We start from the raw sequence: 13,605 nt of genomic DNA, 5'->3' as shown, positions 1-13,605 counted from the left end.
GCTCAACGCGGTGGGAGCGTTCTTCGCCATGAGTTTGGATGCGTTCCTGGCGGTTCCGCGAAGGCCATTCGCCTGGCGCGAATTGATACTGCAGATATGGTTCGTGGCCAAGGTGTCAGTCGGGCCGACCCTGATGCTGGCCATCCCATTCACGGTGCTCACCGTGTTCGTGATCAACATTCTGCTGACCGAGATCGGCGCAGCCGACTACTCGGGAAGCGGAGCGGCGCTCGGTGTGGTCACCCAGACCGGTCCGGTGGTCACAGTGCTCGTCATCGCCGGTGCTGCCGCCACAGCCATGTGCGCCGATCTGGGCGCCAGGACCATTCGTGAAGAGCTGGATGCACTGCGGGTGTTGGGAATCGATCCCATTGCAGCCCTGGTGGTGCCGAGGATGATCGCCGCCACAGTGGTCGCCCTTCTGCTCAATTCCGCTGTCACGCTGTTCGGCTTGACCGGAGGATTCCTGTTCTCGGTCTTCATCCAGGATGTGACACCAGGCGCCTACGCCGGTGGCCTGACACTTCTCCTTGGATTGCCTGAGGTGGTCACCGCAAGTGTGAAGGCGGCGTTGTTCGGGCTGGCCGCGGCGCTCATCGCCTGCTACAAGGGCATGTCGGTTCAGGGTGGGCCCCAAGGTGTGGGGAATGCAGTCAACGAGACCGTCGTCTTCGCGTTCATGGCCCTGTTCCTGATAAACGTGGTCCTCACCGGAGTCAGCGTGCAGGCGGGCTCATGAAGCACCAGGCCCCGAGCCGGCAGTTTCCGGCGATGCGATCAATCGGACAGCGTGCTGTGCTCAGCCTTAGAGAACTCGGTCATCAGGCGCAGTTCTACTTCATTGCGGTCCGGTCACTGGGTGAGGCGTTGGTCCGCTACAGGGCCGAGGTCGTTCGGTTGATAGCCCAGATGGGATTGGGCAGTGGCGCCTTGGCGCTCATCGGAGGCGCCACTGTGGTCATCGGATTCCTGACGCTGGCCGGCGGCACGGTGATCGCGATCCAGGGTTACAGCTCGTTGAGTGGCATTGGTGTCGAGGCATTCTCGGGATTCATCTCTGCATTCGTCAACATCCGACTGGTGGCGCCGATTGTGGCGGCCATCGGGCTTGCGGCGACCATCGGTGCCGGTGCGACGGCCCAACTCGGGGCGATGCGTATCAGCGAGGAGATTGATGCGTTGGAGGTCATGGGAATCCGGTCCATCGCCTACCTGGCTTCGACCAGGATTTTCGCCGGCCTGATCGTGGTGGTTCCCTTGTTCTGTGTGGCGGTCATCATGGCCGTCTTCGGAACGCGGCTGAGCATCACGATCGCCTATGGTCAGTCCACCGGTGTCTATGACCACTACTTCAGGACCTTCCTCAACCCTGTCGACCTGTTGTGGGCATTCCTCCAGGCGTTGTTCATGGCAATCGTCATCATGCTTCTGCACACCTACTACGGATTCACCGCTTCGGGCGGACCGGTGGGAGTAGGGGAGGCGGTGGGGCGTGCAACCAGAACTTCTCTCATCGTGGCGAGCTTCATCACACTGGCAGTCTCGCTTGCCGTATATGGACAGAACGGGAACTTCAACCTGTCCGGATAGCGGGAAAGACCTTGTGCGGGTTGAAGAGCGTCAAGCCGAACTCAGCGGTGAGTGAGGATGCCTGATGAGGCTCGGGTTTAACCGTGTCCGAGTATCGAGTAGAGGAGGACGCCGATTGGGGCGGAGGACGATTCAGCGGAGCACCGGGTCGAGCCCGAATCGGAGACTGTACGGCGGAAGCGCGTTGCGCAGGTCACGAGGACCATCGCGGCGACACGCCCATACGCTCGTGAGGTCGAAGTGATGCCGGCCGGAGGGGTGCAATCGGCTGTCTCGGTGAGTTGTCGCTTGCCAGGGTGATGGGACCACCTGATTGCCAGGGGGATGGGACCACCGTGGCGCGTTACTGAGGATGCTTGTCTGCGGCGTCTGGGTCAAGCCGGGGGCGGGTTCGTTGGCGGTAGGACGGTCCTTCGATGACCAGGGTGTGGGCGGCGGAGGTCAGCCGGTCGATGGCTGATTGGGCCAGTAGGGTGTCAGCGGTCATGGTCAGCCATTCAGCGGGCTCGCGGTTGGACGTCACGATGGTGGTCTTGGCGCGGTGGTGTTCGACGACGATTTCGTAGAAGTCGCTGGTTTCGGTGGCATCGAGCGGGCGCAGCGCGAAGTCGTCGATGATCAGGACGTCCACGGCAGCCAGTCGGCGGATCTCGGCGTCGACGGTGTGGTCTAGGCGGGCGGCGCGTAGCCGGGTGAACAGTTTGTCGGCTCGGCCGAAAAAGACGCTGTGGCGGCACCGAATGGCCATGTGCCCCAATGCTGTTGCCAGATGAGTCTTTCCGACACCGACTGGACCGAGGACGATGGCGGGCTGGCCGGCGTCGAGGAACCGCAGTGAGGTCAGATCTCCCAGCAGGGTGCGGTCATAGCGCAGGTCGTCGTGGGCGGTCCAGGTGTCGAACCGCATGCTCGGGTCGAGTCCGGCTTTGGCCGCTCGCAACGTGGCGGAGCGGGATTCGCGTCGGGAGACCTCGTCGGCCAGCAGTGTTTCCAGGAAGCCGATGTGGCTGAGTTTGTGTTGTCGGGCCAGGGCGGCACGTTCGGGCAGGGTGTCGGCCAGCGCACCGAGTTTGAGGGTCTTGAGCAAGCGGAGCAGATCAGCGCCGATAGGGTCGGTGGCGCCGCGGTGGGTGGTGGTCATGTCAGCGGTTCTCCTCGGGATCGGTGCCGGGTACTACGGTCAATGATGTTGGGGTGGAGTTGAATTCGTCTGGGTCACGGGCGAACCGGGTCGCGGTGTGGCCGACCGCCTTCGGCAATGCCGGGATACTGTTCTCGGTGGCACGCTCAAGCATGGAGGCGATCTTGTTCACCGAGACGACATCAAGATCCAGCGAGAGTGCGCAGGCCTGTTCGACCCTGTCCGCGCCGTAGCGGCGTACCAGGCCCAGCAGTCGGTAGACGGTACGCATCTTCGTCCAGGGCAGCCGGTCATCGAGGATGCGTTCGGCGTAGATCCCGACGTGGGGGCCGTGCGCAGCGCAGGTGGCGATCAATGCCGCCACATCGCGCAGCGCGTAGCCGGTCTTGTGCTCGGGCAGATCAGACCGGTCGGTGCTGCGCCCACCGGCCGGCTGGCGGGGATGGACCTTGACCAGCACGCCGCGGCGGTAGAACTTCACCAGCTCGGTATCAGCCCGCACGTCGAGTGTGGTCCCGATCCATTGCTCGGGCAGCGAATATAGCGCTTTGGCGACTTCGGCGTGGAAATCGCGGTGCACCTTGACCGTCTTGAACACCGGCACGTCATAGGCCCCTGGCACCGGTAGCAGCGTCGGCTGCTCTTCGGCGGTGAACATCTCCAGCGGACGGGCACAGGTGGTGCCGTGCATGCGGGTGCCCGCCGTGTCACGACACCACCGCGCCGCGGCGTCCTGCGCCTGCTGCAGGCTGGTGAATGTTTCACCGTCGAAGAAGTTTCGGCGCACGTACTGCACGGCGCGTTCCACGCGTGGCTTGTCCTTCGGCGAGGCCACCCTCGCGGGGTCGGTGAGGAATCCGGCATGCCCGGCGTAGTCCAGCCACCCCTGGCTGAACTGCGGATTGACCGCATCGGCGGCGGCGATCACCGGTTTGAGGTTGTCGGGGATCAGCACCGCGAACACCCCGCCGAAGAACTCCCACGCCGCCTCGCATCCGGCGATCACCGCGGCCAGGGTCTGCGAATACGACAGCCACACGAACATGTGTCGGGAGTACACCGCGGTGAAGATCAGCGCATGCACCTTGCGGCGCCGCCCATCATCGGCGTCGGGGAGCATCCCCAGATAGCCGAAATCGATCTGACACTCCACCCCAGGATCACCATCAGCAATCCGCACCGTCAGGTCCTTGCGGCCGAAACCGCAACGCTGGCTGGCGAATCGATGCAACGTTCGATACGGCACTGCGCAACCCTGCCGGGCCAGCAGGGTGTGAATCTTGGTCACCGTCAACGGCCGCTGCCCGTCGGTGCCGGCCACCCACTTCGTGATCTGCTCCTCGAACCCCAGCAGCTGTTCCCACGCCGCCCCGTGGCCATCGGGACGCACCGGACGCACCGCTTCGGCAACCGTCCCGATCAACGCGTCATCGACCGCGCTGACGTCGTCGTCACGGCACAGCCCGGCCGCCTGGGCGGCCTCCACGTAGCGGCGCACCGTCTTGCGGTCCAGACCGCAATGCGCAGCGATCGTGCGGTACCCCGGGGCCGGTAGGCCCGCCACCCCCAGCCACACCCGCAGCACCTCTCTGATCTCATTCACACTGACCTCCCGAAAAGCCATGCCCGCCGAACCTCCGTGACTTCAGCCATCACGGCGATCGAACGAACAAATGAAAAGACCACCGACGCGACGCGCCGGTGGTCCCATAACTGGCAATCCAGGTGGTCCCATCACCCTGGCAAAAATCAGGTCACACTGGTCCCATCCTCATGGCAGGCGACAGTCGCTGACCGCCCGCGGCCTGTCCGGGGTCAAGCTCGTCACCTCCGATGCCCACGCGGGCCTGGTGGCCGCGATCGGCGCCACGCTGCCCGGCGCGGCCTGGCAGCGCTGCCGCACCCACTACACGACCAACCTGATGGCGATCACCCCGAAAGCGTCGTGGCCGTGGGTACGCACCCTGCTGCATTCGGTGTTCGACCAGCCTGACAAGGAATCGGTTGCAGCGCAATATGATCGGATCATCGATGCTCTCGCCGATAAGCTCCCCAAGGTCGCCGACCACCTGGAATCCGCTCGCCCGGATTTGCTCGCCTTCACTAACTTCCCCAATCAGATTTGGCGTCAGATCTGGTCGAACAATCCCCAGGAACGGCTCAATAAGGAGATCCGCCGGCGCACCGATGTCGTGGGCATCTTCCCCGACCGCGATGCGCTGATTCGTCTCGTCGGGGCCGTATTGGCCGAACAACACGACGAATGGTCCGAGTCTCGGCGCTACCTGGGCCTCGACGCGCTGAGCAAATCACGTGCCGTCAACGACACCCCGAGCGAACAGGAGGCCACGCCGGCGGCACTGACCGCCTGAACCATCACCTCGAAGAATCACCCGACGACGTCGTACACCACGTCCCTGGACTTGACCTTTGTCGAGCTATCAGCTACTGAATTCATCGATGTGGGGTGGCGGGTTGGGCGTCTGGATCGCTGTCGGCGAGGCCCGCGTTCGGACTATTTGACCAGTTGATAGTCCCGTGTGGGACGCAAGGGCCGCTCTCGTGCCAGCTCCCCTCCTGGACCATCCATGCCACCAGCGGTTCGTAAATCTAGATGATTCATGTATCGTATTAACAAAAGTGAAGTTCGGGGAGAGGACGTCGCATGGCGATCGCATCTGCACAGGAGCGTGCCGACTACGGCAAGCTCACGGACGCGGCTCTGGCGCGCTCGCGTCAGCGTCTCGGAGTTCCGAGGCCGCCCCGTATCCCACCGAATCTCGAGGTGTCGCTGGATACTTCGCGACATTTCGCCTTCGGTTATGGCGACGACAACCCTCTGTACTGCGACGTGGACTACGCATCCGGCACGCGATGGGGCGGATTGATTGCGCCGCCCAACTTCCACTACACGATGGGCGAAGACGCAGTGTCCGAGCGAGACGCCGAGACTAAGGCGCTCCTCAAGGGGGACCCGTTTGCTGGACTCGGTTCGTACCAGGCGGTCATGGAGTATGAGTGGTGGCAACCTCTGCGGCTCGGCGATCGCTGCAAGGTGCTGCAGGCGCAGGTCGGTGTTGTGGAGAAGGCGAGCCGATTCGGCGGTCGCACTGCGCACGTGACGCACGACTTCATCTACGCCAACGGCAACGGTGAACCGCATGCGGTGCGTCGTGGCACCTGGGTCCATGCAGAGCGTTCAGCCACAAAGGAACGGAAGACCGAATCCCTTATTCAGCACCCCTACTCGGAGGAGGAGCTCGCGCGCATCGATGCGGCCTACGCGGCGGAGGCCAGGAGGGGTGCCGAGCCACGGTACTTCGAAGACGTCGCCGTCGGAGATGCAATCCAGTCCCGTGTGAAAGGGCCGCTGACTACGACGGACATCGTCATGTGGCATGTGGGATGGGGGATGCAGCTGACGCCGCCCGGTGCCTTCAAGATCTCCTACAACACCAGGAAGAAGATTCCGGGGATGTACCCGGCCAACTCGCTGAACATCCCGGACACCGTGCAGCGCCTGCACTGGGAGCCGGAGCGGGCGCAGGAGTTGGGTCTGCCCACCAGCTACGACTACGGCGCGATGCGCGAAACGTGGATCATCCACGCGCTCACCGATTGGATGGGAGACGACGCCTGGTTGTGGAAGCTGCGGTGTGAACACCGCAAGTTCAACTACATCGGCGACACCACCTGGGTGCACGGCCGCGTCACAGCCAAGGTGCGCGTCGGCGGTCACAACGCCGTCCATCTCGAAGTGTGGTGCGAGAATCAGCACGGTGTGGTGACTACACCGGCCACGGCGACTGTACTGTTGCCCGCCCGTGAGGCGTCTGTCGTACTTCCTGAAGCACCGGGGGAGACGCTGGAGGAAGTTCTGCAGAGTGAGCTTCGGCGGTTCAACATCGGACCTGAGATTGGAGCGTTGTGATCGCGATGTGGCGATCCGCGGCGGCGACTGGCAGCGCAGACCGTCAGGGACTCGGCCCGTCGTGAGGACGAACGACTGGGCCGCTGATGACGGCAGCCACGGAGGTCTCCAATGGTGCTGATGTTCAGCGAAACACACGATGAATTCCGGAGTGTCACACGGAAATTCCTTATCGAGAATGGTGAAGGACAACGTCGGCGCGCGGCCATGGAGTCGGGTGAGCACGATTCGGTGACCTGGCATCGAATGACAGACGAACTCGGTCTGACAGGCGTGGCGATACCCGAAGAGTTCGGCGGAGTCGGCGGTGACCTCGCCGATCTGGTTGTGGTGCTGGAAGAGGTTGGCCGATCGCTTGCTGTTGTGCCGTTCCTGGCGACCGTAGTGGTCGGTCAGATTCTGCTCCGGGTTGCTGATCGGGACTCCGATCGTCCATGGCTGCCGGCGATCGCCGGTGGTGCAGTGACCGGTGCGGTCGCCCTGGATGCGGCCGCGCGCGGATCCGCGCCCGGCATCACTGCGGTTCCAGACGGGGATCGCTGGATACTCAGCGGCCACGAGAGTTTCGTCATCGGCGGACACACCGCCGAGCTTGTCATCGTGGCGGCGCTGGACCCCGCTGGCACGCCTGGACTCTTCGTGGTTGAAGGAACGGCCGATGGCCTCAGTCGATGTCATTTGCCCGCTGTGGATCTGACGCTGCCGCTGACCGATGCTGAGCTGGCCGGTACCCCGGCGTGGCGACTGACCTCTGCAGACAGTGGCGAGGCCGTCCAACACGCGATCGACATCCTGCTCTGTGCGATCGCGGCTGACCAAGTGGGTGGCGTACAGCGCTGTCTGGAGATGGCCGTGGACTATGCGAAGACGCGGATACAGTTCGGGCGCCCGATCGGCTCCTTCCAAGCCATCAAGCACTCCTGCGCCGAGATGTGGCTGGAGGTGGAAGCCGCGAAATCATCTGCCTATCGCGCATGGGAGTCGGTGGACCGCGGCGGAAAGAGTCTGAGCGAAGCTGCGGCGCTGGCGAAGGCCTACTGTTCACGTGCGTATACCGAGGTGGCGAAGCGGAACATCCAGATCCACGGCGGTATTGGCATCACCTGGGAGCACGACTCACACCTGTATCTCAAGCGGGCCAAGACGTTGGAGATGATCGCCGGTGCGCCCGCGTTCCACAAGCGCCGGCTGGCCTCATTCGTTGGAATCTAGGAGCCTGTGATGCCGACTGATCCGATGCCGGTGCAGACATCTGCGGTCCGTTACGATCCTGTCCGGGCCGAGCAACACTCGGATGAAGACTTCCGTGCTCTGATCCGCGGATTCCTTTCCGACCACCATCCGGGCAGGCCGCCGCACGAGCGCACCGAGCGACTCGAATGGCAGAAGCGGTGGCTTGCAATGCTGTTCGATGCCGGCTTTGCTGGGCCCAACTGGCCCCGGGAGTTCGGCGGGATGGATCTGTCGTTCGGGCGGCAGCTGATCTACCAAGAGGAGTACGCCAGGGCCAAGGTGCCCGGGCCGCTCGGAAATGGTGTCGGAATCGCTGCTCCCACAATCATGAGGTACGGGACCAAGGAACAGCAGCGGCGCTTCCTCGGCCCGATGTTGCGTGGTGATCGAGTGTGGTGTCAGGGTTTTTCGGAGCCGGAGGCGGGGTCAGATCTTCCTGCTCTGCGGACCACAGCCCGCCGTGACGGTGACCACTATGTGGTCAATGGGCAGAAGGTCTGGACCAGCCATGTCGACCACTCGGACACCGTCTACGCGCTGGTGCGTACCGGTGCTCCGGAGTCGCGACAGGACGGAATCAGCTACCTGATCATCGATCTCGACACGCCTGGCGTGACCGCCCGGCCAATCAGAGATCTGTCCGGTGGCACTGCGTTCGGCGAGGTGTTCTTCGACGATGTACGGGTCCCGGTGGACAACCGACTCGGCGAGGAGAACCGCGGCTGGAAGATCGCCCGGACCAGTCTGGGGAATGAACGGGCAGCCGGAGCCTTGAAGAACGCTGCCATGTATCGCCGGGTACTGGATGAACTCCGGACTCTGGTACAGGAGCGGGGGGCGGTTGCTGATCCGGGAATCCGGGATGGACTCGTCGAACTCGAGATGCGTCTGCGGATCATGCAGTACAGCGCAGAGCGTACCGTTGCGAGCATTATGACCGCCGGCGAACCTGGACCGGCGGCCTCGGGTGCGCGGTTGCGCATCGCCCAGTACGAGCAGGACATCCACGAGTTCGCCCTCGATGTTCTCGGTGTCGATGGGCTGGTGACCAAGCCCTCGCCGCGAGCTGTGCAGCGCGGTCGTTGGCTGACCGGCTTCCTGCGAACCCGCGCCTCAACGGTCGGAACGGGGACGACGGAAATCCAGAAGAACACCCTGGCGGAGCAGGTCCTCGGGATGCCGCGTGATCCAGCCATGCCGCCGTAAACACTAATCGATATATTATAGGTCGAAAAATAGGGCGGTAAGCGCCCACATTGCGGCCAGAAAAGCTCGGAAACGTCCTTGTAATAGAGCAATCCTCCACCGTATAGTGTGTGTGATGCGAGTCTCAGGTACTCGGACGGACTCAGTTCGCCTGTACGGACACACGGTGGAGACGAGCTTCACGCCGCCGATCCGGTCCGATTCGGCAGGCGTCGCAGCGTAGGCATGGGCCAACGGATTCCTAGGAGAGGTGGATATGGCTGGCGCGGGATTCTGGGCGCAACCACATGAATCATGTTCTCAAACCGCCGATGTGCACGGCGGTGGTCAGTATCGGTGTGTGGCCAATGGCTAAAGTGCACATCGACTCTGCCAAGTGCTCGGGGCATGCGCGCTGCTTCGCTGCCGCTCCCGGCCTCTTCGATCTCGATGACAGCGGGTACGTGATCGGACCCTGTGTGGATGTTCCGCCCGGTGCTGAGGCGGATGCCGAGACTGCCGTTGAATCCTGTCCCGAGCGTGCGCTCACCTTGGAGTGAGCCCAACGCTCGAAGTCCGAGTCGGCTGTGAATCCAGGCGATCCGCCGTGGATGCAGCCCTGCCTCCATCTGAAGCAAGCAACTGATCGATCAGGGAGAGAACGTGACCGCTTCTGAAACTGTCCCCACCTGCCCAGTCCACAACTTCAATCCGTACGACGAACTGCCCGTTGGCGAGAAGCTCGCGCGCTACGACGAACTGCGCGCGGAGGCACCGGTGATCTACAACTCGATCGCCAATGGTTACTACATCGTCACGCGTCACGAGGACATCCTCAGGACACTGCAGAACGCGGAGACTTTCTCCAGTCGCGCAATTGAGGTGTTCAGCCCGGAGCCCGACTACAAGTGGATTCCGGAGACCCTTGACGGAAGCGAACATTACCAGTGGCGCCAACAGCTCGGTCCGTTGTTCTCGCCCCGTGCCATCACCCGACTGGACGAGGCGCTTCGCCAGCGTGCGGTGGAACTCATCGAGGAGATAGCAAAGCAGGACTCCTGTGATTTCATGGCGGACTTCGCGCTTCAGTACCCGACATCGATCTTCTTGGAGCTCATGGGTCTGCCCTGGGATCACATCGGGCAGTTCATGCAGTGGGAGGATGACATCCTGCACGGCACCGGCACTGCGGAGGAGATTCTGGAGAAGCAGGCCGCGGCCATGGCCGCGGTCAACGAGTACTTCACAGAGGTGATCGCTGCACGGCGTGCCGACCCCGGCGACGATCTCATCAGCAGTGCGCTCGGATTCGAGATTGACGGAGAGCCGGTGAGCGACGCCGATGTCGGATCGTTCTGTCTGTTGATGTTCATGGCCGGCCTGGACACGGTCTCCGCGACGTTGGGGCTGAGTTTCTACCACTTGGCCCGCAATCCCGAAGATCGCCGGCGAATCGTCGAGGATTTCGATCTCATCCCGACAGCTATCGAGGAGTTCATCCGGGCATACGCCATCGTGGTCCCGGCGCGCCAGGCGACGCGCGACACGGAGATCGCAGGTTGTCCCATCAAGGCGGGCGAGATGATCGCTGTCCCCTTGAACATGGCCACTCGAGACGAGAACGAGTTCGTGGACGCGACGACCGTGAAGATCGACCGCACGCCCAATCGGCATATCGGCTTCGGGGCGGGGCCGCATCGCTGCCTGGGATCTCATCTTGCACGCCGGGAGCTCCGGATCGCGCTAGAGGAGTGGCACAGGAGGATCCCCGAGTATCGGCTCGCCGATGGTGCTGTGCCGCGCGAAGCAGGAAACATGCTCGGAATCGACGCGCTGCCTCTCGTCTGGAACCGGTGCGGTTAGTCGGGTACCACCTCCTCGATGGATCAGCCGGCAATCGCCTAATACATGGAGTGAAATGACGTCAACCACAACCAGCCTCTTCATCGACGGTACCTTGTGCGACGGTACGGGCACCGAGACGCTCGACGTCCTCAATCCGGCCACCGAAGAGGTCATCGCACAGGTACCGCAGGCAGCAGCCCGGGATGTCCGCATGGCGATCGAGGCGGCACGTCGGGCGTTCGACGAGGGGCCGTGGCCCACCCTCCACCCGCGGGAACGCGCAAAGGTCCTGTTGCGCATGGCCGATGCTCTGGAGGAACGGCGCACCGAGCTGATCGATCTGAATGTGCGCGAGGCTGGGTCGACCAGGCCATTGGCAGAGTTCCTTCAAGTCGGCATCCCGCTGGAGCATTTCCGTGACATGGCCGAACGGGTCCTGCCCGCCTTCGACTTCGAACGAGGGGTGCGGCCTCGCATCGGAAGGGACCTGGGCCAAGGGGTTGTGCTGCGGGAGCCTGCCGGAGTGGCTGCGTTGGTGTCGGCATACAACTTTCCGCTTCTGTTGAACGTCATGAAGCTCGCTCCCGCTCTGGCTGCCGGGTGCACCGTGGTGTTGAAGCCCGCGCCGACGACCCCGTTGGAGGCGTTGGTGTTCGGCGAGATCGCCCAGGAAGCGGGGCTGCCTCCCGGTGTGCTCAACATCGTCACCGGAGATGCCGAGGCAGGTCGAGAGTTGACCACTAACCCCATGGTTGACCTTGTCAGCTTCACCGGTTCGGACACCGTCGGGCGCCTGGTGTACGAGCAGGCGGCACCGTCGCTGAAGAAGGTGGTCTTGGAACTCGGCGGCAAGTCGGCGAACATCGTCTGCGACGATGCTGACCTGGTGGCCGCATCGTCGGCGGTGGTCACGAATATGGTCACGCAGGCGGGCCAGGGGTGCGCCCTGTTGACTCGCACGTTGGTGCACCGTTCCCGCTATGAGGAATTGGTTTCAATGGTGTCTCAGGGGTTGGCAGGGATTGTCGTGGGTGATCCCGCCGACCCTTCGACGATGATGGGTCCGCTCATCAGCGCGGCGCAGCGGGAGAAAGTCGAATCTCTGATCGGGTCCGGTGTTGCTCAGGGCGCGAGTATCGCCTTCGGTGGTGGACGACCTGCGGGTCTCGACCGGGGCTTCTTCGTGGAACCGACTCTGTTCGTCGATGTCGACAATTCGATGGAGATCGCCCAGAAGGAGTTCTTCGGCCCTGTTGGGGTGATCATCCCGTTTGATGACGACGACCACGCGGTGCGGCTGGCCAACGACAGTGATTTCGGACTGGCCGGAAATGTCTCTGCCGCAGATCCTGTGCGAGCGTATGCCATTGCCAAACGGATCCGGGCCGGGACGGTCTCGATCAACGGTGGCGGTGGCAGCGTCAGTCCGCACGTTCCCTTCGGGGGATATAAGCAGAGCGGACTCGGGCGGGAGTGGGGAGAGGCAGGTCTCGAGGAATATCTGCAGACCAAGGCGGTACTGTGGAGTGCCGGATGATCGGTGCGGAACGCGACTGAGCCGGGTGGCCTATGCCACCCGGCTCAGTTTCTTTGCCGGCCCGCTACTTGCTACTCTCCTGAACGATCAGGAGAAGGCAAAGGGAACAGTGCCCGAAAGTGTGGCCCCTGCATCGATTTTGAGTTGAAGACCGGTGATATAGCGGGAATCGTCGGAGGCCAAGAACACGACTGCGCTGCTGACATCGGCGGGTTCCACCCAACCCGTGGGCATCGGCTGCATCGCGGGAAACGCGGCTTCTGCGTCCTCGCGACCCGGCGCATCGAGGTCTGGACGGAATACGCGGTACATCGGTGTGCTGAAGAGCATGTCTGTACTGCAGTTCGTCGGATGCACGGCGTTCACCCGGATGGATTCGGGTGCCAGAGCGGCTGCGAGATCGTGGACGAAGGTTGCGACGCCTCGTTTGGCGTGGGCATACCCTGCGCCGCCAGGGCCCGTGGCCGGGTTGTCGGCCGCGCCCTTGATGAGCCCGGCGACTGAACCCGTGGCGATGATCGATGCGCCGGAAGTCAGGTGCGGGTACGCAGTGGCCACGGTGTTGATGACACCGGTGAGGTCGACCGACACAGCGTCGATGAATGCCTGACCGGTGTAGGCCGGGCCCATCGGGCAGATGCCGGCGTTGGCCACGACGACGTCGAGTCGGCCCAGTGTCTCGATCCCGCCACCCAGCGCTGCCTCCAGTGCCGCCAGGTTGCGCACGTCGGCCTTCGCGATGTGGATGCGACGTCCCTCCTTCTCCACAAGTCGCCGCGTCTCTTCGAGGTCGGCCCATGTGCTCAGCGGATACTCGTTCGTAGCGATGTCTTCGCACAGATCCACGGCGATGATGTCGGCGCCTTCAGTTGCCAGCGCCACGGCGTGGCTGCGCCCCTGACCACGCGCGGCCCCGGTGATGAAGGCGACTTTGCCATCGAGCTTTCCCATGTCTAGATCTCCTGAAATGTGTGAGGTGACTGGATGCCCGTCAACGCGACATCAGGCGCGCGGCGCGTCCGAGCGCTGTGGTGAGACGGACATCACCCAAAATACGGTATATGATTGTTCATAAACAGTCGATCATCGCGGGTGGGTACACGTGCCCTCTGGTTGGCGCCTCGATTCCTCGCTGTTGGTCGC

At 63.1% G+C, this 13,605-nt stretch carries 11 protein-coding genes and 1 pseudogene; 9 read left to right on the top strand and 3 right to left on the bottom strand.

Features of this window, described 5'->3' with window-relative positions:
* The first annotated feature begins 28 nt into the window (after nucleotides 1-28).
* Both R2K23_RS20355 and R2K23_RS20350 read left to right on the top strand, forming a co-directional pair.
* The gene (locus tag R2K23_RS20355) at nucleotides 29-739 is read left to right on the top strand and encodes an MlaE family ABC transporter permease (RefSeq protein WP_316517437.1); all 711 of its coding nucleotides are present in this window, start codon (nucleotides 29-31) and stop codon (nucleotides 737-739) included.
* Nucleotides 736-1,590, top strand: a complete 855-nt coding sequence (locus R2K23_RS20350) for an MlaE family ABC transporter permease (protein WP_396892449.1) — start codon at nucleotides 736-738, stop codon at nucleotides 1,588-1,590. Before R2K23_RS20355 ends, R2K23_RS20350 begins: the two co-directional genes overlap by 4 nt.
* A gap of 343 nt (nucleotides 1,591-1,933) precedes the next feature.
* Here R2K23_RS20350 and R2K23_RS20345 read toward each other — a convergent pair whose 3' ends face one another.
* Both R2K23_RS20345 and istA read right to left on the bottom strand, forming a co-directional pair.
* On the bottom strand, nucleotides 1,934-2,731 hold the full coding sequence (locus R2K23_RS20345) for an ATP-binding protein (protein WP_316512122.1): 798 nt from the start codon (nucleotides 2,729-2,731) through the stop codon (nucleotides 1,934-1,936).
* A gap of 1 nt (nucleotide 2,732) precedes the next feature.
* The gene (gene istA / locus R2K23_RS20340) at nucleotides 2,733-4,355 is read right to left on the bottom strand and encodes an IS21 family transposase (RefSeq protein ID WP_316512120.1); all 1,623 of its coding nucleotides are present in this window, start codon (nucleotides 4,353-4,355) and stop codon (nucleotides 2,733-2,735) included.
* 160 nt (nucleotides 4,356-4,515) lie between these two features.
* Here istA and R2K23_RS20335 point away from each other — a divergent pair.
* The 7 genes and pseudogenes from R2K23_RS20335 to R2K23_RS20305 form a co-directional block, all read left to right on the top strand.
* Nucleotides 4,516-5,103, top strand: a pseudogene (locus R2K23_RS20335) (transposase); the annotation flags it as partial.
* A 293-nt stretch (nucleotides 5,104-5,396) separates the two neighbouring features.
* A complete protein-coding gene (locus tag R2K23_RS20330) occupies nucleotides 5,397-6,662 on the top strand; it encodes an FAS1-like dehydratase domain-containing protein (RefSeq protein WP_316512119.1) in 1,266 nt (421 codons plus the stop codon).
* A 111-nt stretch (nucleotides 6,663-6,773) separates the two neighbouring features.
* On the top strand, nucleotides 6,774-7,874 hold the full coding sequence (locus tag R2K23_RS20325) for an acyl-CoA dehydrogenase family protein (RefSeq protein WP_316512117.1): 1,101 nt from the start codon (nucleotides 6,774-6,776) through the stop codon (nucleotides 7,872-7,874).
* 9 nt (nucleotides 7,875-7,883) lie between these two features.
* Nucleotides 7,884-9,101, top strand: coding sequence for an acyl-CoA dehydrogenase family protein (locus R2K23_RS20320; RefSeq protein ID WP_316512115.1), 1,218 nt, complete (start codon nucleotides 7,884-7,886; stop codon nucleotides 9,099-9,101).
* Between the two features lie 287 nt (nucleotides 9,102-9,388).
* Nucleotides 9,389-9,640, top strand: coding sequence for a ferredoxin (locus R2K23_RS20315; protein WP_316512113.1), 252 nt, complete (start codon nucleotides 9,389-9,391; stop codon nucleotides 9,638-9,640).
* A 103-nt stretch (nucleotides 9,641-9,743) separates the two neighbouring features.
* A complete protein-coding gene (locus tag R2K23_RS20310; protein ID WP_316512112.1) occupies nucleotides 9,744-10,943 on the top strand; it encodes a cytochrome P450 in 1,200 nt (399 codons plus the stop codon).
* 55 nt (nucleotides 10,944-10,998) lie between these two features.
* On the top strand, nucleotides 10,999-12,462 hold the full coding sequence (locus R2K23_RS20305; RefSeq protein WP_316512110.1) for an aldehyde dehydrogenase family protein: 1,464 nt from the start codon (nucleotides 10,999-11,001) through the stop codon (nucleotides 12,460-12,462).
* Between the two features lie 87 nt (nucleotides 12,463-12,549).
* Here the strand turns inward: R2K23_RS20305 and R2K23_RS20300 are convergent, their stop codons facing one another.
* Nucleotides 12,550-13,413, bottom strand: coding sequence for a mycofactocin-coupled SDR family oxidoreductase (locus R2K23_RS20300; RefSeq protein WP_316512108.1), 864 nt, complete (start codon nucleotides 13,411-13,413; stop codon nucleotides 12,550-12,552).
* Nucleotides 13,414-13,605: the final 192 nt, after the last annotated feature.

This window comes from Mycolicibacterium sp. MU0050, assembly GCF_963378085.1.
Lineage (GTDB): Bacteria > Actinomycetota > Actinomycetes > Mycobacteriales > Mycobacteriaceae > Mycobacterium > Mycobacterium wendilense.
The sequence above is the reverse complement of the archived record's forward strand: the minus strand, read 5'-3'. Positions and strand labels throughout refer to the sequence as shown.